The organism is Algoriphagus sp., from assembly GCF_030694375.1.
Lineage (GTDB): Bacteria > Bacteroidota > Bacteroidia > Cytophagales > Cyclobacteriaceae > Algoriphagus.
In genome coordinates this window covers 153,489-179,983 of the sequence record NZ_JAUXYL010000007.1, presented here as the reverse complement: position 1 = coordinate 179,983, position 26,495 = coordinate 153,489, and the positions used below count along the sequence as shown (strand labels likewise).

Genomic DNA, 26,495 nt, shown 5'->3' with positions numbered 1-26,495 from the left:
TGCAAATGCGCTTCTATCTGTGTGTTAGCTTTCTATGACGTCAACTCATTCGCAATCATTTCAGCCTGCTTCAAGACCGTATCGGTGGCGAGCATCTGCATATCGGGGGGATAACCGAATTTTCTCAAAATCCGCTTGACTGCCACTTTCAGCTTTGCCTTGACACTTTCCTTGATCGTCCAGTCAATGGATGCGTTTTGTCTGATGGTTTCTGTCAGCACAACGGCAAGTTCTCTTAATTTTTCTTGCTGCATCAACTCTTTTGCGCTGTCGTTATTGGCAACTGCTGTGTAAAAAGCATATTCAAAATCCGTCAAACCCATATGCTTGGCCTCATTGTCCATTTCTACAATGTCCTTGCTGAGGTTGATCAATTCTTCGATTACTTCAGCAGCGGTCAAAATTTTATTATGGTATTTCTTTATGGAGTTTTCAAGCATTTCTAAAAATGACCTGCTTTTCACCAGATTCTTTTTGGCCCTTGATTTTATTTCGTCATTCAGGAGTTTTTTTAACACTTCCAAGGCAATATTCTTATGTTCCATTCCTTTCAGTTCCATCAAGAACTCTTCTGAAAGAATGGATATGTCAGGTCTTTTTATACCCGCTGCATCAAACACGTCAATCACCTTTTCTGAAACCAAAGCCTTGTCAATGACTTGGCGGATGGTGGTTTCAATTTCTTCGTCTGTCTTACCTGAACCTGTTCCGTCAAACTTTGCCAACCTTGCTTTCACAGCTTGAAAAAACGAAACTTCGTCTTTTGCATCCATTGCTTGGTCGTGTGGAATGGCAATGGCAAAGGATTTTGATAATGCTGTTACTTCGTTGATGTATCGCTTCTTTCCATCCTCTAAACCTAGGATATGTTCTTCTGCGGCCAGAATCATGGATAGTTTTTTTGAGGTGTCGGCTTCAAAATAGGTTTCGTATTCAAAGTCATGATACATTTGAGAAACAACTTCCAATTTCTCCAACATCAATTGAACAGCTTGTTCCTGCAAAATGGTTGGGTCGCCTTTACCTCCTGCATCTGAATAAAATGCCAAAGCCTTTTTCAAATCAGCAGCAATACCCAAATAATCCACAATCAAACCTCCCGGCTTGTCTTTGTAAACCCGGTTGACCCGGGCAATGGCCTGCATCAAATTATGCCCCTTCATGGGCTTGTCAATGTAAAGGGTGTGCATGCTTGGTGCATCAAAACCCGTCAACCACATATCCCGAACAATGACCAATTGCAATTCATCATCGGGATTTTTCATTCGTTCGGCCAAGGTCCTTCTTTGATCTTTGGTGGTATGGTGTTTTGAGATTTTCGGACCGTCGGCAGATGCCGAAGTCATGACCACTTTAATCACCCCCTTGTTCAAATCGTCTGAATGCCATTCGGGTTTTAAGGCAATAATGGCTGCATACAGATCCGCTGCAATCCGCCGACTCATGGAAACAATCATTCCCTTGCCTTCAAATACTTCCTGTCGTTGGCTAAAGTGGGTAACAATATCTTTGGCTATATTTTTAACTCGGTTTTCGCTGCCAACCAATGCTTCCAACTGGGTCCATTTGGCTTTTGCCTTTTGGGTATTGGTGAGATCTTCCTGTTCCAGTTCATCATCCAAGTCGTCCACCAATTGTCTGCCTTCTTCGCTTAGATTGACTTTTGCAAGACGGCTTTCGTAATAAATGCGAACCGTTGCACCATCTTCGACCGCTTGGGCTATATCGTAAATGTCCACATAGTTGCCGAAAACGGCTGGTGTGTTGACATCTGTATTTTCAATCGGTGTTCCAGTAAAACCCAAATAGGTGGCATTGGGCAAAGCATCCCGCATATATTTGGCAAAGCCATAGACAATCTTCTTTCCCACTACATTTCCTTGGCCATCTTTGGCATCAATGGTTTTTGCCCTAAAGCCGTATTGTGTACGGTGTGCTTCATCGGCAACTACGACGATGTTCTTTCTCTCGGAAAGGGTTTCATAAACATTCCCTTCCTCGGGCTGGAATTTTTGGATGGTGGTAAATATCACACCACCTGAAGCCACTTTCAGTAAGTCCTTTAACTGGTTTCTATCGTCTGCCTGTACAGGTTCTTGTCTAAGGAGTTGTTTGGATGCCGCAAAGGTGTCAAACAATTGATCGTCCAGATCATTGCGGTCGGTAATGACCAAAATGGTTGGATTGTCCAAAGCCAATACGATTTTACCTGTATAGAATACCATGGACAATGACTTACCGCTTCCCTGCGTGTGCCAGACAACCCCGCCTTTTCTGTCACCTGAAGGCTGGGTTTTTACTCCTTGAAATCCATAACTTTCCGGAGGTTCGGCAACCATGCTCCTTTCGACTTCGCTCAGGTAGCGGGTGACAGGTGGTTGAGCGGAGTCGAAACCATCGTAACCTGTTGCTCTCAAAGTGGATTCAACTGCCCTGTTGACCGCATAGTATTGGTGGTAAGCCGCTAACTTTTTTACTGTGGTGATGGTGGTGATTCCTGTCTCCGCATCCAAACTCTTGGATTTTTCAAAAACAATGAAATGCCTGATCAGGTCAATCAGGGTTTCCTTATTCAACATGCCCTGAATGAGGGTTTCCAACTGACTGACAAGGTGTGATGCCTCTGCTTTGCCATCGGCGGTTTTCCAACTCATAAAACGGCTCAAACCTGCTGAGATCGAACCGGCTTTGGCTTCCAAGCCATCAGATACCACCACAAATCCATTATAAGTAAAAAGGCTTGGGATGATGGCCTTGTAGGTTTCGACCTGTCTGAAAGCCGAATGGAGCGTGGTCTTCTCGTCTGCTGCGTTTTTGAGTTCGATGACTACTAGGGGAATGCCATTCACAAAAAGAAGTACATCGGGACGTTTGTTGTTGCCGTTTTCGATGATGGTAAACTGATTGGCGACGACAAAGTCATTGTTGTGGGCATTCTTGAAATCGATCAGCCACACTCTGTCTCCCCTGTCGTCTCCGTCTACCCGCTTGGAAACAGGAATGCCCTCGGTCAGAAATCGGTGAAATACCTCATTATTGGCAAGTAGCTCAGGGGAAGCGATGCGTTGTATTTCTTTGATGGCCTCGGCCTGTGCATCAGCAGGAATGCCGGGATTGATTCTTCTGACCACAGCTTGCAACCTGCCCACCAACAGCACCTGCCCAAAAGTATCCCGCTCCGGTCGATCCGCATCCGGGGCTATCTCAGGCGCATAGACATAAGCATAACCAAGCTTGGTCAGCAAGTCAATGGCAAAGGCCTCAATGATATTTTCGGTGATACGGGTCATTGGCTCTTTCCTACTTCACTTTTATAACATTAAGCAACTTTCCATTCAAATGATCAAAGTCTCCATCAGTTGTCATAAGGGATACACCTAAGGCAAATGCTGTAGCTGCAATCCATAAATCATTCTTGCCCATTTTCTTGGATGATCCTGACAATAAATTACCTGATGGGTCGGGAAGCCTCCCTTTTGAATAGCTGTCAACAAAGGCATATCCTTCCATCAATTTATTATCTGCTGATTTTATATCAATTACTGTTGCTATTTGAAAAAAGGTATTCAGCTTAGCCAACTTGTTTTCACCCCAGTTATTTTGCCTGCTAAAAGATTCTAGTTCAGCTTTTGTAACAACAGAAATAATAATATTTGGATTGGGATCAATTGATGCCAACTGAACTAAACAATTTTTGCCTGTTGGACTATCTCTTACTATGTGGATGATGACGCAGGTGTCTATGACTACATTTATCATCTATGGATATCTTTAAGCATCTCCTGAAACTTATTTTCATCAATATCCTCTGTCATCAACCCTGAGAGATCTTTCAAAGCATCGAATGAATTGCCTCGCTTTGATTCTTTTAAATGAAATAAAACCTGTTGATTGGAAATAGCTGCATTGGGAATGGTAGAAAAATATTTATCATTTTCATTTGCTTCTCCAAACTCCACAATTTCAACAAAACTTAGTGCTCCATTCGGTTTAAAATGGGATTTCCCTTTGATGGTAATTTCCTTTCCCATAAATCTTAATAATTCTTGAATCGAGGCATTATCTTTCACTACCAGATTGACCATGCCTTCCTCTGTCATCAATCCCAACCTTCCTTTTGAGATTTTTATTTCATCAAGTTGTCCATTGACTATCACATTTTGAGGTTCAGGAATACTTTCTTCCAATATTTCAATCTTTTGGAAATCATCTTTTGTAAGTTTAACCTCTGCTATTGATCCTCTATTTGACAAATAGAAGATTTCATTGCCACTGATAAAATTCCGTTTGAAGTTCATCAGGGACCGTAGCAGGGGCTTATCAAGATCTGACACCATTGAGTCGACTTCTAAAGCATGTTGGAATGACCGGATCACCAAGGCCATCGGAGTTAATTTCAAAATTGATTCTTTTGGTTTAAACAAATCAAACTGAAGACCTCTAATGGTTTCTGAAAAATCTTTGCAATCAATCGTCAAAGTTGTTCCCTCCTGTTCGTTGCCTGACACTTCCTGCAAATACATGTTCAAGGCTTTTTTCAAATGCTTGTCTGGAGTGATATCGCTGTAACCTCTTAGGTCAAGCATCAATGCTTTACAGGCAATATCCTTTGTGGATTGGGTCAATTTAGCCAAACGGTCAAATTCAATTAGCCCACTGTCTTCGTCTTCACCCAATATTTTTATATCGTAATTCATTTTGAGTTTTGTGTTTAAAGTTTCCGATCGTGGTTTTTTCAAAAATAAACTATTCTTTTTCCTTTGTCTCCATTTAAACTTAAAAATTGAACATCATACTTTTTCCCCGCGATGTAAAACAATTCGTCAATCTATCTTTCCAACAGCACCTGCCCAAAACTCTCCCGCTCAGGTCGATCCGCATCAGGGGCAATGTCTGGCGCATAGAAAAAAGCATAACCTAGTTTGTCGAGCTCTGCAATAGCAAGTTTTTCTATATGATCTTCTATTAATTTATTCATGTTTTTTCTTTTTAATTGGACTCAACTGAATCATCAATTTGTTTAAAATTGTGGAGTTGTTACTATCAGCTAATATTTGAATGAGTTCTTCTTGCCTTGGTTGACCAAACGTGAAGCGGTAGTAGGCCAAAACTTTAAGCATTGAATAGTACTTATCAATGTCCTTGCTAAATGGATATAAAGGTACAATTCTATCAATAGAAAGTTTGGGTTCATCAACTTTAGGTTCTATATGCCAACAAGGCACTAAATCACATTCAAAATCAGAGGTTCCTTTTTCATGATGTGCAGCAATCTCAAATAATTTGTCCCACATGGAAAACCCATTTATATTCAAGCTTTTTAGTTCAGAACAATACTTGTGCACCACATTGAGGCGGATAACATGCCCCTTGTATCTATGTATTCTTCCTTCTCTTTGCTCAAAATCAATTGGATTGCCAGGTAAATTCCAATGAACTATTTTCTTGCAATAAAAATGAAAATCTAAGCCCTCTTGACCAATAGAAGTTGAAGCCAATACAAATGGTCTAAAAGGCGAGTTAAATGCCTCTCTAATATTGATTTGTCTATTTGCTTTTGCAGAGGATAGTTTTTGTTCTCCAAAATCAAGGGCATAATGAGTGCGTAATCTGCTTTTACTTTTATTGACATTTTTCAAATTACTAATTGTGGATATATCCAACATACTAGGCCGAATTGCCAATATTTCAGATACTACAGATGCCAAATCTTTCGGGGAGCTTATGCTATTGCTGTCTTTTAGTAAATAGAAATACTCATCGAGCATAGATTGTATATTCCCATCAATACAATATTGCAAAACCTTTCTGTAGTAATCCTTTCCTTCTGTATATGACTGTATAATTGATATCGATTCAGCTTTATTAAATAATGAGATAAAGCCTGCTGCTATTAAATAACTATCAGAAAGTGCATTGTAGTCAGAATCTATAAATACTTTTTCAAGACTTCTCTTTGCTGAAATTGCTGGAGAGCCGAGACATAACTCAGTTATAAAATCAGAAAGATCATTCAATTGACTCTCTGTTATTTTGCTAATATTTGGAACATAGTCTTCAAAAACAATTCTTTTAATTTCTTCTAAATATAGCGCTTTAGCTGTTTTGCTTTCTGAATCTGTTACATTTTCTGAATCTGAAGATACATCCTCGAGTTCACGGGAATTTCTTAACCAGTATTTTAACTTTTCAATTTCCCCATGATTTACGTCTAGAAGTATTATGCTATACCAAGACCATTTTTGCCAATCACCTTCCGCTGTTCCCAAATCAAAAATATTAAGATCCAAAAGACGGTTTTTAATGTCTTGCTTTAGTTTTATTTTTATATCAGTTAATGATTTGTTTTCATTGATGTTTTTTTGAGGGTCGTAAAGACTGCTCAAATAAACAGACGGATAGTTAAGCAAGAAATTATTCATACTCAGCAATGACTCATCTTCTTTAGCCGCTTTAAAAGTAAGGAGTGGGAAAGGATACCTCTTTTTCTCAAAGTAATTCGGCTTTCGCCCCGGTATTTTTGAAACATAATTTCCAACTGATTCTCTTTCGGCTTCATAGGAAACTACTGATGCAATCATTCTTGGCACCATCTTCCAAGATGAGAAAATAAGTGATTTTGTAAAACCCGATGAGTTTTTAAAAATGCCGACAGATTCATAATACGGTATACTAGGTGGTATCCACAAGTATTTCCACCCAGATTCCCCTATAGTTTCTTGAATCAATAAACGTATTTTAGGGTTGGGTATAGCCTTATTTCTTTTATTAAAAAGAGGTTTGTAATCTTTAATTAAGCCCATATCCATCCACGAATCTCTGGTTTTATTTACAATGCGTTGCAATGCTTTGTCATCGGGATAGAATTGTTCCAGTTTCTTCTTATGTTGGTAGTTGGTTAAAAAAGATAATGGGTATGGACTTGATTTAGCGTATTCAATAGGAATGGGTAGTCTGCAATTATGCGCCTCGTTTAAGTGATTAATAATCGTATCAAATGCTACAAAATCCTGAACGTCTTCTTTTTTAATTTCCATTACCTTTACGGTAGGTTTGACCATAGCATCTTTATTTTTTGATACCAACATACGTTCTGTTCTTGCAATTACAGAAAAGTACGCATCTTCAATAAATTCCTTTGTCTTCAATAGATCCTCATAAGAGGCTTTTATTTTTTCGGGATGTCTGACGTAGTTGAAAAACTGCTTTCTATTTCTTTCAAGACTAGACCAAAATTCAGTGTCTTCACCTTGTAGCAAAAATTTTAATACTTTATCAAATTCCTTAAAATGAGACTCGCCATTTAATTCGTCAAAATCGTTGGTATAAGGTTTAAATGGAGTCGCAGATAATAATAAGACTCGGGAATCTTTGGTATTTAACACTTGTCTTGCTAACTCAACACCGGGACTGTCCGTTTCAGATACACTAAGTAGTTGACTGTAACGCTGAAATTCATCTAAAATAAATAAATCCGCTTTCAAATAATCTTTGCAACATTCGGAAAGTTTAAGCCTGAGATGACTTAGAAACAGTCGAAAAATCCGAGTCCAATTTCTATAGTTGTTTTTTTGAATTCTGATAGAACAGAGTGCCACAAGTACATTTATGGTGCTATCTGCCTTATCTCTTTCGATAAATTCATATATTGACTTATATATTTCGAATGGTAACTTCGTATTCAGTTTTTTAAAGAATTTATCCTTAATACCAATTCTGATTTTACGATAACTACCAATATGATAAAACTTTTGACCTTTCCCTTTCTCAACTCGTAACGCATCCTCTATTACTTTCTCCCAATTATCATCACGCATTCTTCCATCGCCTTTAAGAAACCACTTTAGGCTGTTGGTTTTATCATTTAGTTGAGGATGATCATATAATAAACGAAACAACAATGCCCTTTCATCTGAACGACCTGCCCGAGTGTTGTCATCAAAAGATGTAGCCGGGGTAAAAGCTTTTATACGGATATTGAATGTGCTTTTTATTTCTAGTGGCTCGTAGGCAAGTGCGGTGAGACGATCATCACCTGTTGAATTATCTACAACACCTACTGCATCATCACCATACAAAAAGTTGAGTTTACTTATATTCTGACCTGCTATGGCTTGATTAGAACAAATATAGATGACTGTAAAAGGTTTCTTTATTCCCTTTGCTGATACATGCTTTTCGTACATTTTAGCCACCACACCTCTTGATACAATTGTTTTGCCTAAGCCTACTTCGTCAGCAATTAAAATCTTGTTTTTTCCAACCTCAAAAAACTGACGCATGACATGATTAACAGTCTCCAGCTGAAAATCCTTTAAGCCAGAAAGTGCTTCATTTATGTAGTCTTGTGCCTGCTTCATTTTTGCTTTGAAAAACTGTGGAATACCTCCCACATGGTTAAGAATTCTTTAGTGATTATTTGTTCTCCATGCTCGTCTTCTTCATTTGTTAAGCGTTCTACCAATTTATTGATTGAACCTAGTTTCTTGCTGTTTCGGCTGGCGGTATACATCAGCTTTTCATACACTGGTGTATTCGCAAAAAAGGCTATTTCATCACCATAACTTCCCCCTTTTTTTCTTGATGCTTCTCGTTCATCATCAGGCATATCAGGTGTCTCTTCGGACATCAAGAAAAATAGATAATTGAGAAATCTTGATTTACTGTTAATAATAGAGGTGAAGATTCGGTTGAGGCGGTTACTGTCTAATTCAATTTTCATATCCAACACAAATTGGTGCTGAAGTTTATTCTTTTCCCAAATTTCAATAATGAGATAAGGACTCAATTCAACTTCTTCATATCCTGTAAAATCTTTTATCTCCTGGGATGAATTGGAATCGAATTTCACGGATGCTCTGTGCTTTTCAGGTAGCGGCTTTATTTTTATCTCAATGCCTTGGGGTAGGGTTATATCTGATTGTGGGATGAAAATGGTTAAATCATATAGTTTCTCTATGTTTTGCTCTGCCTTTCCTTTAAACTCAATTCCTGAAAGTGAATGGATTAGCTTTCGTATTTCCTGTTCTCTAATTATTTCGGATTGATCTGTTTCTGTGCTTTCACCTTCGTATTTTTCAAAAAGGGAAATACCACTTTGCATGCTTTCTGTAAATTGCTCTTTTATTGGCGTAGGCCCCATCGCTCTATTTGTTGTTTTGAGCTGTACCATAAATTCAATATTTCCGCGTGAGGCAGGCGTAGTAGCATTTGCAGAACCTAAATACCAGGTAATATTTCTACCTTTTCTGTCAATAAAAAGCTTAGCATGCAGGTTTTGTCCCATAGGTATCTCATCAGATTCGCTCATAGACTCGAGCTTTTCAGCATCTTCTATAAATGGCGAGAATTGAAATACAGGTGCAATACGCTGCAAAAACGAACTGCTAATTTGTGAGAGTTCATAATGGGTACTAAAGAGATAGAGATGATGGCTTTTTTCTAATAAACTGTTTAGCGTACCTTCTTTTAAAAAAGGCGAAACTACCAGCCGCTCGTCTTGCTTAATTTGCTCTTTAATCATAGGGTTTTCTCTCTTAGGAGAAATACCAATCGGATGAAAATCTATATCAATGAATGGGGATGGAACATCAAATTTTACTTTGGGAATTTCCTTGAAAAAATCAACAGGAATTACTTTACCCTTTTGTTTATCCAACCAACTCAGCATTTCTGTAATGCCTGAGTTTTCTCCATTATTTTCCGACTCTACATATCCCTCAGCACTTACAGCCAAATCCCAATCGCGTGAAGCGGTTAGATTGCGACTGGTACACAAAAAACGATAAAAAGCAGGTGCTTTTTTCTCATCGGGAAGGTAACGGATGATCCAGATTTTGGGATGAAAAGACTGGTCGTATTGAGGCATTTGTACCTGATGGATTCCCTTTTCCCAAAAGGCAATAAGCTTATTGTATGGAGTGGGCACTTTGATTTTGCCACGTTGACAAAAAATGGAAATATGGTCCGAAGCTTTTGTTAATGATTCAATTAAATCATCTCGGTTTTGCTGTGCATTGAAATCAAAATCTGCTGAAAAAAAAAGAGCAATAGGAACAAGAAGAATCGCTTCTAAATCCAAACTATAGGTGGTGGTAACAGCATGGTTAAAAGTATAACCAACAGGAGCTTTTAATAAAGCATCGTAATACAACCTATTGTTTTTGGCATCAAGCATTTTGCAATCCGTTTTTAATGTCCTGAACTATAATTTTCGCATTGCGATAACGATACTCTAACTTGGTTAAACCAATTCGTTTGCCGCTTTGTACATCATCTTTGCGATTGAAACGAAGGCGTGCTTTTTTACCTTTGGCATAATATTCCTGATCGCGTATCAGTTGCTTTTTTTTATCCTCATCAAATACCTCTGCCTGCATCAGTTTTACCCACTCAGTAACGAAATACTTAGTTTGTGGGCGAGTGGTGGTCGAGTAAAGAAATAATTCTTCCGTTTTAAAGCCGCTAAGATTAATCATTGTTTGATCCAGTGCTTCGTACCAGGTATTCCAGTCTTCCACGAAAGGATCTTCAAGAAAAAACTGTGATTGCAGTTCTTGGTTATACGCTATATGGGCACCTTCCATTAGAACAGCAAAATCGTGTGCGTGTATTAAAGCTTTTTTAAGTTCTTCAGGCATTGGTTTTTCAAGGCAAAGGCGGGTAAAATCAACAAACGAGTTTGCGCTTGAAAAAAGCTCAAAGACATCCTCATCTTGCATAACCAATGCTAAAACGGTGCTTTGCTGGTCTATCAGGCTGTCTTTTAAAAAAGCCGCTTCTTCGGCAGTAAGTTCAAGCCGAAGCCCTTCGCGCCAATTTGGAGGGTAAGGCACTTTGATGTTAAAGTAATTTTCAAACCCGGCATCGTGGTCATCACCGTGACCTTCTTCTGCAATAGCGTGTACCAGAGTTTCAGCATTTACCCGGTTGGCTCTGTTTAGAAATGCATTGGCAGACAGACCTCTTGAGTCTATGCATTTCATTACATTTAGTCCGTTCCAATAGATTTCGGATGGTCGTCTGGCAATTTTTTCACGAAACTCCCTGCGCTTACTGATGCCGATAACTCCGTGTCCTTCTTGACGTTTATATTCATCTGCCAAGTCCCACATTACTTCATATTCCTGTTCTTCAAGAAATACGGTGGGTTTTCTTTTTTTTCTTTCAGATGGATTCATTTTTAAAAAATCCCAAAGGATATATGGCACAATAAAAAAGTACTTTGCACGGGTTTGGATGGTAGAAATACCGGGGAATAAACGATCTGCCAAGCCATCCCTAAGGGTGCCAATGCCAAGCTCATCCACTTGCCCTTCAGGACGAAGCAAATCGAGGATGTTGTTTACCCGATTTCTGTCTTTCCTGCTAAAGTCTATCCATCCTATTTCTGCCATCGTTTTAATTCATTTCAACTTTCCACCTCCCCAAAGTTCGACACGCTCACCTCCCCACTCATCAACTTCGGCAACAACGTATCCCGTATTTGGGTAAGGGTGTGAATTTGATTAATATTTTGCCAACACTTTTGATAAATCGGTTCAATAAATTTTAGTGCTTCGATTTGAATTTCAATCGGAGGAAGCTGGATCTTAAATTTTCTAAAATCCTTTAGAACTATTCTCGGAATAACTGCTCCGGTGACTATATTCTTCAATCGTTCGATGGTTGACTCCATTTTTAAATACGTAGCAAGTAACATCGGATTATATTTACCATTAGGTCTTAGAATTGCAATTGATGAAAGTACAACCATATCCATATCATTAGGAGCTACAAAAACATGCTTTAGATAACTTCCATCTTTTGCAATAATTATATCATGCTTTAATGGTCGACAATCATTTCGGACCAATTCATCATAGGCATCTTTACAAATTTTCCGACAAGAATTAATATGAATTCCCCAATCATGCATATCTTTCACAGATGCCATTGGAAAGCCATCTTCTGTCGTAGGTGGACTATTATGTGCTCCGTCAGTGATTCTTTTTGTAACATATTCCAAATCTACTTCCTCCCACTCCTCCTTCGCCTCTTCCACAAACCACTGCCTAAACAGCGTTTCGGCCATTTTTTCTAAGGTAGCGTTTTGGCGGTGAAGCAGGTCTATCTTGTCGTCCAAGCTGCTAAGGATAGAAGCGATGGCTTGTTGTTGTGGCAAATCGGGAAAAGATATTGGTATTCCCTTTAATATTCCTGTGTTTATTGAAGGCATTGTTGCTCCTACAGAAATGTTTAGAATATAATCTCTGAAATTTTGTTGTTGAAAATAATAACTCAGAAATCTTGCGTTAATTATATCCAAATTTGGGCGAACTCTCAACATTCTAGAAGAAAACATCCACCCTTCTTGATGTTGTTTTATATATGCACTTAAATCAACAGATCCAACACGAGTAAAAACTATATCACCAGCTTTAAGCAAATATTTTGATAGTCTATTTTTATCTTCTTCTGTTACAGAGGGGTAATCAAAATCAATAATTTTAAAATCCTTAAGATGTTCTACAGTTATTACAGGAGTTCCACCGGTAATATATTGCTCATTTTTAAGCTGACTCCCAAAAGGACCTGTCTGTACCTCTGCTAATTCTTGTAGTTCAATTTCTCTCCAATCACTCATATCCTACAATATCTTTAATGTCATTATAAATAGACGGATACTTATTTTCCGATTTCAGATTAGCCTTGCCTCTCTTCTCGTTAAGGATTTTTTCCGGGTATTTTTCTTTCAATGCTTCAATGAGTCTTTTTTCTAAATTCAACACTTCTGTTTGGGTGGCTTTATACTTTTGGTAAGGAGCTGATTCTTTTTTAAGATTTTTTAAGTCCCCTTCCCAAGGCTCAAATCCGGGAATCGGCCATTGGTGCAGTTTGATATGAAGGGTCTCCCAATCTTCCGCTGTCAGATTCTTCTTTCCTTTGAAGACTTTATCCTTTAATCCTTTCATAAACTGGCTTTGGGTGCTCTTTTTCCCAAGGTCTATATGCCCCGCCAAGCGGTGGAGAATAGACCTTGCAGAAGGATAATGGCCGTCTCCTGTCATGCCGACATAGAAGAATTTTTCTTTCCCTTTTTCTATTTCAAAAAGGTAGATGGAAAAGGTGGGATGCAGTGCCAAGCCACTGAACTCGATGCAGGAATAATTTTTCTGGTTACCCATTATTACCTCCTTTATTTAATTTTAGCAATACATCCTTGACAAAAGAATCCATTCTTGAGAATGCAAACCACTTTTTGCCTAGGTCCTTGAGAGATGCGCCAATATGATAGAGTTCCTTTTGGTCAATAATCAAAAATCGGTCATGGGCTTGGCTAAATTCTACCACTTGTATTGGAGGATATTGGCTGTTGTGTTTGGTTAGGTCAAGCTGAAACTGCTTGCTGATAGTTTTGGTGTAAATAGAGGCGGTTACATTCTTGTTTCGCTTGCTAAGCAACATGAGAACAGAATCGTCCACATAGTTATCAATCAGAAGAATTGATTTTTTGGCTTCTCGAATCAAAGAAGAAGCAAATGTGTAAGCATCAAAAACCTGTCCTTCAAAAAAAATACCTTGCTTTGGGGGAAGATTTGAATTGATCTGCAATTCTATCTGTTCCATTCGCCCCATTACAGCGTGTACACTTTCTTCCAATTTGTCCATGCGCGTATTTACGGCATACCCCTTTAATAAATAAGATTTTAGCACTTGATTTGCCCAAATACGGAATTGCGTACCCCTTATGGAATTGACTCTATAGCCCACAGAAATAATCACATCCAAACTAAAGTGCAATAGGTCTCTGCTAACTTCCCGATTACCTTCCTTTCGAACCGTTCGGAAATTCCGAACAGTTGCCCCTTCTTTTAATTCACCGGATTCAAAAATATGTTTGATGTGCTCACTGATATTGGCTTTGCTGCTGTCAAATAGCTCAACAATCTGTTGTTGTGTCAACCAAATGGTTTCATCCTCAATTCGTACTTCAATACGCGTGCTGAGCTCATCGGGTTGATACAATACTATTTCGTTAATACTACTCATTTGGTAACCAAATTTTTGAGAGGTTTTCAGCAATTATCCTATTTAGTTGGGCTTCTTCATTGAGTTGGGTTTCAAGTTCAGCTTTTAAAGCCTCGAACCGCTCCTTAAAATCAAAATCATCCTCATCATCGGGAAGTCCAACATATCGTCCGGGCGTCAGGACATAATCCAGAGACTTAACCTTCTCGATAGAAGCTGCTGCACAGAATCCGGGAATGTCTTCATACGGGGCAGCAATACCCATCTTGGCCCTCCACCGATGGTATGTATCCGCGATCTGCTGTATATCCTCTGGCCTGAGTTCCTTTGTCCGGCGGTTAATCAGTACCCCGAGGTTTCGGGCATCGATAAAGAGGATTTCACCTCTTCTATCGCGAAACTGATGGTTGGACCTATCACGGCTCATAAACCATAGGGAAGCTGGAATCTGGGTATTCAGAAAAAGCTTTGCAGGGAGATTGACAATACAATCGATAAGCCCATTTTCTACCAATGATTTTCTGATTTCACCTTCCCCGGAGGTTTTGGAAGTCAGGGCACCTTTGGCCAAGACCACCCCTGCCTGACCTGTGGGCGCAAGGTGGTAGATAAAATGCTGCATCCAGGCAAAATTGGCATTGCCGGTTGGCGGCACACCATATTGCCACCTGCCATCAGTACGCATCAGGTCACCGCCCCAATCGCTGACATTGAAGGGCGGATTGGCAATTATATAATCGGCTTTGAGGTCTTTGTGGGCATCATTCAGGAAGGAACCTTCATTGTTCCATTTGACCTGAGAACTGTCGATACCACGGATGGCGAGGTTCATTTTTGCTAGACGCCAAGTGGTTTGGTTGCTTTCCTGTCCATAGATGGATAGGTCATTTACCCGTCCTGCATGGCTGTCCACAAATTTCAGACTTTGGACAAACATCCCACCTGAACCACAGCAAGGGTCAAAGACACGTCCTTTGTAAGGCTCCAGCATTTCCACCAATAATTCCACTACACTTCTTGGGGTATAAAACTGTCCGCCTTTCTTGCCTTCAGCAAGGGCAAACTCTCCCAGAAAATACTCAAACACATGTCCCAAGACATCGGCGCTTCGGGCTTTGGCATCTCCTAAAGCAATATTTCCTACCAAGTCAATCAATTCTCCCAAACTGGTCGGGTCGAGATTTTGTCGGGCAAATACTTTGGGCAATACGCCTTTCAGGGAAGCGTTTTCTTTTTCAATGGCATCCATGGCCTCGTCCACAAACTTCCCGATTTCAGGTTGTTTGGCTTTGGATTGGAGGTAATTCCACCGGGCATCCTGAGGAACAAAAAATACATTTTCTGCTTTGTATTCGTCTTTGTCTTCGGGATCGGCCCCGTTTTCTTCCTCTGCTTTCAGCTTGGCAAAGAGTTCTTCAAAAGCATCAGAAATATATTTGAGAAAAATCAAGCCCAAGACGATGTGTTTGTACTCTGCAGCATCTATATTTTTGCGGAGCTTGTCCGCTGTTTTCCAGAGTTGTTTTTCTAAAGGTTCTTCGTTGGTGGCTTTGGTTTGTTTGGCCATTATATTCTCTTAAGTATTAATTCATTTAAAGTCTGACTGTCGTCAGACAGGTATTCTAATTTAAGTTTTTAATTCCCACTACTGTCATTTGGTGCATTGGCAAATAATGGGGCTTTCTTTTTCCTTCGGTCTGATTCTTTAGCGATATTCGGACTCTGCTACAAAAAAACAATTCTAAAACAGATTTTGAGGAGCTGAAGGATTATACAGTCTTGGAGCTCTTGATTATCACATTTTGGAAATAAATACCCTTTGCTTCGGCTGCTCAATCAGTTCAGGTTCCGGTTTGCTCTTGTTTCGAATCGAAAAAATAGGGTTACCGCCTTGATTACCCCTGATCGAAAATCGCCGAGTAATTTGTACTAATGTTATAATTTTTAAGCAAAGTTTCCAAATTTCTCCCCACGAAATTTTTATCCCGATCCAGCTCCCCTGATTTTCAGTTCGAGATCAAGCGAAGCACACAGCAATGCGACACTATTTAAAAAGTAAAATTCGCTTTCTGCCAAGCAAGGCTTTGGGTTTAAAAAATCCCGTACTGAAGGAATGGGTTTGAACTGATTCCCCACGTCTGTGTGGGAAATCCCCTCTTAGTCCTTGAGAATGGATTCCTTGTCCGATACAGGAAGCGTGACCCCCGGAGGCAAATCCAATACGGGGTTGTCATTTTTTAACTCGCCTCCGTTTTCATCATCCTCATTATTGTCCTGATCATTTTCCAAGACATACCTTATCACCTTATAGATGAGGTATATATTGAAGATGATAAAGGGGATGTACAGCGGCTGAGAAAGAATGTAATCAAGCATGTGAACGAAGAAACAATTTTCCGGAATTCCGGCTCCGGGCAAGGTTAACAGCTTGTTTAGCTAAAAGTTTGCAGCATAAGCACTTAAGTTCGATACCCGAAGGAAAACTGATCAAGCCTAAGCTGCGGATAATCAGACCTTTCTTTGATCTCTACCCTATCCGCAGCCACAGAAAAGGATGAGCTCAGATCCCATCCCTTTCAGCGCGACTCCTTCTATCCTATTCCGTGCCTCAGATTTTACTGATGATTTTCAATAAAATCTCATGGTGTTGCCTGTCCCGCTTGAGCGGGAGCTTGGCGGCAGCTTCTTCAAAATGCACGGCTTCCCCATCGATGCTGCCCGTCAGCCGGCCGGATTGCAGTCCCTGTGGATTGTCGACTTGAATGTGATAGCTCGTCTCCTCATCCTCCAGCCTCAGGTCGATGCTGAATCCTTTCCAGCTTGCCGAAATCGCGGGCTTCAGCAGAATGGAGTCCCCATTCAATCGCAGGCCGAGCACTGACTCCAGGGCCACCCGATACATCCATCCGGCCGAACCGGTGTACCAGGACCAGCCACCCTGTCCTGTGAGGGCTTTTTCTCCATAGATATCCGCGACCACGACAAAGGGCTCCACCTTGTAGGTGTTGGCCGACTGCCGGTCGAGCGCATGGTTGATGGGGTTGATCATGTGAAGGTAGTGCAGGGCTTTTTCTCCCATTCCCGTCTCTGCAAAGGCTTTCACCGTCCAAAGCGCGGCATGGGTGTATTGCCCGCCATTTTCCCGAACACCGGGAATGTAGCCCTTGATGTAGCCCGGATCCTTGGGCGTCTTGTCAAAAGGCGGGGCAAGCAGCCGGATGATTCTGTCCTTTTCCGATACCAGGTGTTCTTCGAGTGCGGCCAGGACCTGCCTGCTTCGCTCCTCGGAAGCCACACCCGAGAAAATCGACCAAGCCTGAGAGATGGCATCGATCCTGCATTCTTCATTTTGGGAAGAGCCGAGCGGAGTGCCGTCGTCGTAGAATGCCCGCAGGTACCATTTTCCATCCCAGCCCTCCGTATTCAGCACCTCATTCAGTTTTTTCGCTACAGCGAGGTAATGCTCCGCACGTGTCGGGTCATTCATTTTTCTGCAGATTTTTTCAAAGCGGGTCAGCACATGGTAGATGAAAAAGCCCAGCCAGACACTTTCCCCTTTTCCGTTTTCTCCCACGCGGTTCATGCCGTCGTTCCAGTCTCCTCCGCCGATCAGCGGCAGTCCATGGACACCGAATTTGAGGGAGATATCGATTGCCTTGCAGCAGTGCTCGTAGATCGTCCCCTTTTCATCCAGGCTATGCGGGTGCAGGTAGGCTTCGTGCTCAAAGGCTTCGAGTTTCCGCGAGGAAATGTATGGCGCATATTCGGTCAGTATGGACTCGTCCCCGGTAGATTGGCAGTAAAACTCCACCACATAGGGAAGCCAGAGCCGGTCGTCGGTGATTTTGGAACGGATGCCTCGCCCGGTGGGCATGTGCCACCAATGCAGGACGTCACCTTCTTTGAATTGCTTTTCGGCATGGATCAAAATCTGATTTCGGCAAAGCTTCGGATCCACATAGAGGGCAGCAGTGGAATCCTGTAACTGATCCCGGAATCCAAAGGCACCCCCAGCCTGATAAAAGGCCGTGCGGGCCCACATTCGGCTGGATAAATTTTGGTACATCAGCCAGCCGTTTACCATGATGTCCAAGGATCGATCGGGTGTGGTGATCACGACTTTTGTCAGCGTTTTTCTCCAAAACTCCTGAATGGCCTCCAGTTCGGCATCGGTATGGAGGCTGTCCGAAAAGCGCTGGATCAGTGCATCGGCTTCATTTCTGTTGGCACATTCGCCTTCCAAAAAGAGGAGGGATATGCTCTGACCCGGTGCCAGATCAAAACTGGTCTGGATCACCGAACAGGGGTCTCCGCCCAGGATGATGCGGTTGTCCAACAGTCGATCGGTGGCGACCGCGAGGGGTTTGCTCAGGGAGCGATTTCGCCCGATAAAGGTCCTCCGGTCGGTGCTGTGGCGGAATTGCGCCGTGTCCATCGGATTGATGACCGCCGAGAAGACAGTTCGTCCGGCAAACTCATTGTTGTAATTGTTTTTGGCATACAGGGTACTTCCATCCGCGGAGATTTCCTGATTGACAAATCGGGAAGCGCTCGTCCGCTCTACACCCAAGACCCGCTCCAAATATCGGAATACAGAGAGCCTTTGGGTTTCGCCACTCTGATTTTTCAGGATCAGCTTGGAGATTTTTACCGGCTCATGTTGTGGGACAAACTGAATGAGCGTTTGGTCCAGACTATTTGAGAAATGCTCAAAGCGGGTAAAGCCAAAGCCGTGAATCACCCGATAAAATCCCGAGCTGTTTACCGGCCCGGGGGTAGGAGACCAGTACTTTCGTTTGACTTCATCCCGGATGTAGAAAGCCTCGGAGTGGGTGTCCTGGATCGGGTCATTTGACCAGGAGCTGAGCTTGTTTTCACGGCTGTTTTCACTCCAGGTATAGCCGGCACCCCGCTCGGAGACCGTAAATCCGAATTTGGCATTGGCAATCACATTGATCCAGGGTGCAGGCGGAAATACCGGGTAGCCGGTTTCCACATCTCTTTTGATCAATATATGATACTCCCGTCCATCTGCCGAGAATCCGCCATAGCCATTGAAGAATTGTAGTCCCGACTGACTTTGTTCATACAACTCATCGATATCATAGACGGGATCTTTTAGGGGCAGGTAGTTCGTCGGTTCATCCCCTTTGTTCCAGGAGCTAGTCTCCGCGGGCGGGATGATTCTGGATAAATCGGGCAGCTGCTTGTCGAAAATAGCATGAGCTACCGTCAGCAGGAGGGTCAGATCATCTTGTTGGATTTTATCAGATCTACAGAGGAAGATCCCGCCTCTTCGGTTCATGATGTCCCGCTCGAGGGAGGACTCTATCGCCACCTGAATGGCCTCCTGAATTTCGTCGATATATCCGGGTGCATGTTCGTTGATGATGAGCAATTCGGATTCAATGCCCCGCAGACGCCAAAAAGTATGGGCTTTGATTAAAATCTTCAGCTGCTTGAGTTGGCTGGCTTCATTGATGCGGAAGATGACCAGCGGGAAATCCCCCGAAATGCCATAGGCCCAGAGGTCCTGCTGCTTTTTATGGTTGAGCAGGAGGCGCTTTTTATCCGCCCGATAGGAAGGATCTGCATAGTACAGGTAGGAGGCGAGTTTTTGGAAATAATGTGCCTGCCTGGTTTTGATCGCGAGGTGGTTAAGCTCAACCAAGCCGTAAATCGAGGCAAGGTCAAAAGCCCTGTTTACGGCAAGTTGGCTGTCGTACAGGTCTGCCAGTTGGATGGCGGCCTCTCTCGAATCGGCAAAGCCCAGCCCAAAAGTGACCTGGATTTTTTCTCCGGGGTTGAGCGAGATTTGTTTTCTGAAGCTGACAATCGGATCTGATACATTCCCCTGGAATCCCTTGAGGATGTTTCCTTGATCCATGGCTTCGGGATTGCTCAGGGATCTGCCTTTGCCGATGAAATTGGACCGCTCGGTTTCAAAATAAAGCGGGGTATTCAGATTGTCCTGATTGTTGCCGGCAAAGGTGTGGACCAGCCAGATGGGTTTTTCATTTTCACTGCGTGGCCTGCGCTTGGCAATGATGGAATGGTGCATCTCGAGGTATTCGGTCTCGATAAAGAGTTTGGAAAATGCAGGGTGGGCATTGTGGTCCACCAGCCTGTTTAGGACGACTTCCGCATAGCTCGATACCTCCAGCGTGCGCTTTCGGTCGGCATAGTTGGTCAGGGTAAGTTTCCGGAGTTCGATTTGATGATCGGGAGAAACGCAGATTTCCGTGGTGGTCTCGATCCAGTCGTCCACCCGGGAGCAGACCACTTTTCCGTTGTGAAACCAGGTGTCATATCTGTCGGGCTTGCTCCTGACCGGCTGATGCATGGCCGACCAGAACTTTCCACTTTCGGTGTCTTTGATGTAAAAGAACAATCCCAGCGGATCAATGGTGGAATCCGGTTTCCAGGCGTTCATCACAATCCCGTTATGGCCGGAATAGCCGGTGCCTGAATGCGTGATCATCGCTGAGAAATTCCCATTGGAGAGCGTATGCAGCCTTGGGGGACTTGCGTCGAGTTCGTTGATTCCGGAGTGGTCTGCCACATAGTTAGCAGATGATTTGATTGCAGGTTCGAGTTCGGCATCAATCGGATGGGGTTCTTTGATCGGTGCCCCACGCGGAATGCGTTCCTGCAGGAGGAGCTCACAACTTTTGACACGGCGGTCCGCGTGGAAGTTTTCAATGATGGAGCAGCCATTCAATATATTATCCAAAGCGATCAGACTCATCCCGTGATGGTGAACCATATAGGTTTTCACTAGTTTGAAGGGCACATCCTCGGTGAAGTGGGATTGGGTGAAATCGATCGCATCGTAGAATCCAAATAGGCCGAAGCCTCCGATCTTTTCGATGTCATTCAGGTTTTGAATCGAAACTTTCGATTTGACCATCAGGGCGAGCATGCTTGCATAGGGGGCAACGACATATTCGTCCGCCAAACCGCGCTTCAAACCAAGCCCCGGCACACCAAAAGTCCGGTATTGGTAGTGTAAGTCGATATTGAGAAAGTAATAGGCACTTTCAGAAAAACCCCAGGGAAGATCCCGGTCATCCCCGTAGTGTTTTTGCCAGTTGATCACATTGTGAAAGGTGTGAGTCATCATGGTGTCGGGATAAGATTTAAAAAAGAGCAAAGGCATCAAGTACTCAAACATGGTACCGCCCCATGAAAGCAGCATCTCGTCCCGGTTGATGCGGGTGAGCCTTCTACTCAGCCTAAACCAGTGTTCGACGGGCACATCTCCTTTTGCGATGGCGACGTAGGAGGCAATCCGTGCCTCACTTGCCAGGAGGTCATAGGTGCTGTTGTCAAACTGTGCCGAATCCAAATTATATCCAATACTGAACAGGCCTCTTTTTTTCTGATAGAGAAAAGAGAAATCCATCTCGTCGATCATTTTTTCGGCCAGCACGACGATTTCATCTGCTTGGTTCAACCATTTTTCCAGTAGGAGATTGCAGGAGTGATCACGGTAATTGTCCTTGAGCATGACATTCAATTCATCGGGTGAATAGGCGTTGATGTCCAGCTGATCCGGCAGGGTCAGGCATTTGTATTCATCTATCGCCCGCTCGACATGCTTGAGTGGACTTTCTATCCAAAAGAGCAGATTTTCCCTGTTCCGGTCATCCATATTGCTTCCGAGTGACATCAAGTCGACCGCGCTCAGATTGACGGCGTCCTCTTTTAATGCCTTCAGCAATTCCAGGTTGAGACTTTGATTCTGCGCGGATGCAGTACCGAGCTTGCTGAGCATCAAATCTGCGTGATGGAGAATTTGATCAAATGATGATTTGGAAAAGGACTCCTTATCTGAGTATTCGTTAAAAATTTCCTCAATCGTCAACAAAGTGTCTCGCAGTCCGATGATGAAATTTTTGTTGATCCCGCGGGATCCCATTACTTGAATGATGGCTTCTTTGGTCACAATTAAGCTGGCGGCGAGGTTTCCGGAATCGACGGTAGAGATGTATTTGGGATTCAGGACTCCTCCCAGTCGGGTTTCATACCAATTAAAGAGATGGCCGGCGTATTTTTCCAGATTAAGAACTGCCTGTAATGATTTCTGCTGTCGCTCGAGTAAGGTGCCGAGGGTGATGTAGCCCATATTGTAGGCCACTTGGTTGGATACCAGTGCCAATCCAATATTGGTCGGAGAGGTTCGCTCTGCGGCGGGGAGTGGGGGGTCTTCCTGATAATTGTCAGGAGGCAGCCAATAATGCTCGTCATTCACAAATCGCTCAAAATAGAACCAAGTGCGTCTGGCATACATGCGGAGCTTCAACTGCTCCTCTTCCGAGATAATTTCGGGGCTTTTTTTAGGGGGCTGACTGATGTACCACATGTAAAGCGGAGAGCCGGACCAAAGTAGAAAGACCGGAATCACAATCCACAAATAGGGCGGAGCAAGGACTATGGCCGTGATCAGGATAAAAATCCCCAGTAAAACGGGAATAAGCATTAATCGAAAGTAGACCCCCAGGGAATTGGGGCTGACTTTCTCGGCATGGGAAGCCGTGGTCCATTCGAGCAGCCACTTTTTGGAAAAGAATAGGCGGTGCAAAGTCCGGAAAGCTGCATCCAGTTGAATGGCGGTCTGATGTGGGACGATGATGATGGTAGAAATGGCCTGAACGGTATTTATTCTCAGGTTATCCCGCACTTTTTCCAGGTAGAGCTTCCATCGGACCCGTGCCGGCCTGTTGAGCAGGTCGCTCGAAAAACTCACATAGGTAGGGAATGCCAAAATCCCCAAAGCTGCGGCTGTCCAGATCCAACCTGATCCGGGCAGCCAAAACAGGCCGGCGATGAAGAAAATGGTCAGAAACAAAAAATTCAGGGAACGGCGAAGGTTATCAAAGATTTTCCATTTCGATAAAAGGCTGAGCTCATTCTGGATTTTCCCCATTGGCCCCGGTACATATTGAAATAGCCAAGCAGCAATCTGCCAATCGCCCCGGGTCCATCGGTGATTCCGTTTGACGAAACTCAGGTAAGTGCTTGGGTAGTCGTCAAACAATTCAATATCAGTGGCCAGCCCCGTTCTCAAATAGGCGCTTTCGATGAGGTCATGGGAGAGGATTCTGTTTTCGGGAAACTTGTTGTTTAAAACCAAGTGAAAGGCTTGGACATCATAGATACCCTTGCCCGTAAAAATGGCTTCACCGATCAGGTCCTGATAAATGTCGGAGACGGCTGCGGAATAGGGGTCTATTCCCACATTTCCGGAGAAAATTCTTGAAAACCAGGTTTTTTTGGCGGATTCGGGAAAAAATGAAATGCGGGGCTGAATGATCGCATAGCCCTTGCATATTCTTTTTTTATCCGCGTTATATTGGGCTTTGTTGAGCGGATGCGCGATGGTGCTGACTAGTTTTGTGGCTGATCCGGGCGGCAGTTTTGTGTCTGCATCGAGGGTGATGACATAGTGTATCGGCGTGGAATTGAGCGTGTCTAGGAATTCCCCGGCGAAAAACCGGTAGGAGGTCGCTGCGCCGGGATCACAGATTAAGTTGTTTAATTCTTCGAGTTTCCCCCGTTTTCTTTCCCATCCCATCCATGCGTTTTCAGATTTATTCCACTGACGTTCCCGATGGAGCATAAAAAATTTGTTGCCATACCGGGAGGAATACTTCGCATTGAGCGCGTCGATTGCATTTTTGGCGGTGATGAGGATGGCTTCATCGCCTGCTAAATTCTGGCTGTCCGCATCCCTGAAGTCGGAAAGTAAAGCAAATTGAAGTCCCGTGTCCGGGTTGGCAAAAGCATGGATTTCCATGTTTTCAATCTGAAGCAATGCATCTTCCGGTGATGCCAAGAGGGTGGGGACAACGACAAGTGTGCGGGAAGCGTCGGGAATATTCTCCTTGTAATCCATCTTGGGAAGGACCCGAGGGGGAAGGAAAAAAGAAAAAAACCGGTTTACCGCAATGATGGACAGTTCGAGTGCCGGAAAAAGAGCAACAAGAATTACAGAAATGATTAGCAGAGGAGAATAACTCATCGTGCCGGTGGAAAACCACAAGACTCCCACAAAGGAAAGGGCAAATAGAAAAATGGTGTAGAGGTAAAGGCGAAAATCTGACTCATAAGCCCTGTAAAATCGCTCTCTGAGTGGGGCTGAGTACCCGACAATCTCTTTAAGCTCAGGAGATCCATCCCCGACGAGGTAATAGCCGATGTGTTTTTTTACCTGCGTGGAATCAAATAGCAAGGTTCCTTCGGATCCATTGCTGTTCAATGCTTGTGCCTTTGCCAAGTCCAAAGCGCGGTAGGATACCTGATATTCTTCGAGATCCGAATGTCTGCTGATTTTTTCCACAGTCCTGCGGTAGCTGTCCCGGGTCTGAAAATCCATTTCCGAATAGTACCCGGCAGGATCTTCTTTGAGAATCCTGTGGATGACGGAGCAATCCTCCACAAAATCCGACCAGTCTGTTTCGGTAATTTCCCGTAATGAAATAATGGCATTTTGAATATTCACCTGAAGTCTGGACTGCTTTTGTGCCTCCAAACGCATGGCGTCTTCCAGGGTAATATCGTATTGGTTGATGTGATAATTGAACCAGCGTTTTTGTTCCTCGTGCATCAGACCGATGGACTGAAGCTGATTGAACAACTCCAAAAGATACAGGAGCCCTGACTTTTCGGAATGTTCTTTTGCCCAGCCGCTAATCGCATGCGCGAAGGATCCCGGCTCTTTTAAATCCTCCTTTTCAATTTTTCTTACAAACTTCTCAACCTCACTTTTGATGTTTTTCTGCTCCAAAATCCGCGAGGCTTTCTCTGCCAATACTTGGATAAGAAACAAGCGAATCATAATGGGAATCGCCCAGAGTTCTCCCAGCAAAAGCTTTTTCTCTTCCTGATAACTGCGGATGTATTCTACCGTGACTTCATTGTTCAACACATTATCTGTGTGTGTGAGCATATTGAGCACGATCTCATATACCCTAGGGAAGCCCTTGTGCTCCCCAATGGTCAGGATGGGGATGTTTTTTTGATAGGCTTTTGGGAAGTCAATCGCAATCTGTACGATCTGTTCCTGAATGATGTAAAAGTTGTCCATGAGCCATTCTGAAGCCGGCGAAATCTCTTTTTCTGATTTCACATATTTCGAAAGGGCCCGATAGGTCTCGGTAAGTATCTCTTTGGAGTCTTCCAGAATCGGCTTAATCGGGATCGATCTGTTGGAGGAGGGGGAGACCTTGTGAATTTTGGCCAAACTAATGGCGCTCTCCTTCAAAAAGTTGATGTTAAATGAGACTGTCAGTTGTTCCTTCATAGATAGTAAATTATGCCCCTACACTTTTGCTAACGTGCAGGAAAAATCCCCGGCCACTTGATTCGGAAATACCTTAGGCCTGAGCCCTTGGACTGATAGTGCTTCTGAGGAATTTGAAAATGATAATCACCGACAAATGAATAATTTCCATGAGCCCTGCATCAATTCAGAATTAAGGCGCTTTCATGAAATAAAAAATGGTCCGGTGTCAGTCCTCCTCCCTCAATTATTTTAAATATACACTAAAATGACTGGTTTCAGTTAAGCTAATTGACTGAAGAATAAGGTTAAACTAAAATTATTTTGAAAACTGATAAAGTAAGGCAAGCCAGAAATGGATTTCCTTATTGAGGATTGAGTTCTGATTTACAAGCGGGAAAAAGGGATTGGTTTTGCAATTATCACGCAAAAAAGCCCTCCGGTTTTTTGTTTTCTGAGCAATTTGAGAGATCTGGAAGCAGCCCGAAAAAGAAAAAAATAATTTTCAAAATAGAGCTCAGATCCGGGAATTGTTGGGAAAAAGTCACAGACAAACGCAGATTTTTTCCAGAATGAAGAGATGGAATTACCAAGTTATTTAAGCGAAGCGCATATCGCTGTGCTCTCAAAAAAGGTCAAAGAGAGATAGGAAGATTGGAGTTTAGATGAAGGTCAAGAATCCTTTAAATCAAACTCTCTTTTTTCTCTGTGGTAAAAAAATCATTCACCGCAGAGGCGCAAAAATCGCAAAGAGTATGGATTGCTTCGCTTAAAGAAAAGTCTTTGTTGGAATGCGTCTCCTTTCCCACCTACCGAAACATGGCAAAAACGATCAAAAAGCGAAGCGCGTACCTCTGTGCACTCAAGAAAGGATAGGGAGAGAATGGGAAGGTTGAAGTTCAGATGAAGGTCAAGAATCCTTTAAATCAAACTCTCATTTTTCTCTGTGGTAAAAAATCATTCACCGCAGAGGCGCAAAAATCGCAAAGATGTATGGAATGCTTCGCTTAAAGAAAAGTCTTTGTTGGAGTCCGTCTCCTTTCCGGCCTTCCGAAGCATGGCAAAAACGACCAAAAAGCGAAGCGCATACCTCCGTTCTCTCAAAAAAGATCAAAGAGAGATAGGAAGATTGGAGTTTAGATGAAGGTCAAGAATCCTTTAAATCAAACTCTCTTTTTTCTCTGTGGTAAAAAAATCGCGT

General features: G+C 42.9%; 13 protein-coding genes. All 13 read right to left on the bottom strand.

The features are described from left to right. Positions 1–32 precede the first annotated feature (32 nt). The 13 genes from Q8M62_RS01985 to Q8M62_RS01925 all read right to left on the bottom strand — a co-directional run bounded on the left by Q8M62_RS01985 (position 33) and on the right by Q8M62_RS01925 (position 25,315). Positions 33–3,290 (bottom strand): type I restriction endonuclease subunit R, encoded by a 3,258-nt coding sequence (locus tag Q8M62_RS01985; protein WP_304901368.1) that lies wholly within the window; start codon positions 3,288–3,290, stop codon positions 33–35. Between the two features lie 10 nt (positions 3,291–3,300). Continuing rightward, on the bottom strand, positions 3,301–3,759 hold the full coding sequence (locus tag Q8M62_RS01980; RefSeq protein ID WP_304901369.1) for a type II toxin-antitoxin system VapC family toxin: 459 nt from the start codon (positions 3,757–3,759) through the stop codon (positions 3,301–3,303). After that, positions 3,756–4,697, bottom strand: coding sequence for a hypothetical protein (locus tag Q8M62_RS01975; RefSeq protein ID WP_304901370.1), 942 nt, complete (start codon positions 4,695–4,697; stop codon positions 3,756–3,758). Before Q8M62_RS01975 ends, Q8M62_RS01980 begins: the two co-directional genes overlap by 4 nt. 131 nt (positions 4,698–4,828) lie before the next feature. Continuing rightward, positions 4,829–4,978 carry a hypothetical protein gene (locus Q8M62_RS01970; RefSeq protein ID WP_304901371.1) on the bottom strand — a complete coding sequence of 50 codons (150 nt, stop codon included), beginning with the start codon at positions 4,976–4,978 and terminating at the stop codon, positions 4,829–4,831. Further along, positions 4,971–8,360 carry a helicase-related protein gene (locus Q8M62_RS01965; RefSeq protein ID WP_304901372.1) on the bottom strand — a complete coding sequence of 1,130 codons (3,390 nt, stop codon included), beginning with the start codon at positions 8,358–8,360 and terminating at the stop codon, positions 4,971–4,973. Before Q8M62_RS01965 ends, Q8M62_RS01970 begins: the two co-directional genes overlap by 8 nt. Next, a complete protein-coding gene (locus tag Q8M62_RS01960; RefSeq protein ID WP_304901373.1) occupies positions 8,357–10,177 on the bottom strand; it encodes a phospholipase D family protein in 1,821 nt (606 codons plus the stop codon). The genes Q8M62_RS01965 and Q8M62_RS01960 overlap by 4 nt, the downstream gene beginning before the upstream one ends. Further along, on the bottom strand, positions 10,170–11,396 hold the full coding sequence (locus Q8M62_RS01955; RefSeq protein WP_304901374.1) for a DUF6361 family protein: 1,227 nt from the start codon (positions 11,394–11,396) through the stop codon (positions 10,170–10,172). The genes Q8M62_RS01960 and Q8M62_RS01955 overlap by 8 nt, the downstream gene beginning before the upstream one ends. Positions 11,397–11,410: 14 nt before the next feature. Next, positions 11,411–12,625, bottom strand: a complete 1,215-nt coding sequence (locus Q8M62_RS01950; protein WP_304901375.1) for a restriction endonuclease subunit S — start codon at positions 12,623–12,625, stop codon at positions 11,411–11,413. After that, complete coding sequence (locus Q8M62_RS01945; protein ID WP_304901376.1) at positions 12,618–13,166, bottom strand: hypothetical protein; 549 nt, start codon at positions 13,164–13,166, stop codon at positions 12,618–12,620. The genes Q8M62_RS01950 and Q8M62_RS01945 overlap by 8 nt, the downstream gene beginning before the upstream one ends. Then, a complete protein-coding gene (locus Q8M62_RS01940) occupies positions 13,159–14,031 on the bottom strand; it encodes a virulence RhuM family protein (protein ID WP_304901377.1) in 873 nt (290 codons plus the stop codon). The genes Q8M62_RS01945 and Q8M62_RS01940 overlap by 8 nt, the downstream gene beginning before the upstream one ends. After that, positions 14,024–15,577 (bottom strand): class I SAM-dependent DNA methyltransferase, encoded by a 1,554-nt coding sequence (locus Q8M62_RS01935; protein WP_304901378.1) that lies wholly within the window; start codon positions 15,575–15,577, stop codon positions 14,024–14,026. The genes Q8M62_RS01940 and Q8M62_RS01935 overlap by 8 nt, the downstream gene beginning before the upstream one ends. A gap of 590 nt (positions 15,578–16,167) precedes the next feature. After that, entirely contained in the window at positions 16,168–16,386 is a 219-nt protein-coding gene (locus Q8M62_RS01930; protein WP_304901379.1) for a hypothetical protein, read from the bottom strand. A 232-nt stretch (positions 16,387–16,618) separates the two neighbouring features. Further along, complete coding sequence (locus Q8M62_RS01925; protein ID WP_304901380.1) at positions 16,619–25,315, bottom strand: GH36-type glycosyl hydrolase domain-containing protein; 8,697 nt, start codon at positions 25,313–25,315, stop codon at positions 16,619–16,621. Positions 25,316–26,495 lie beyond the last annotated feature (1,180 nt).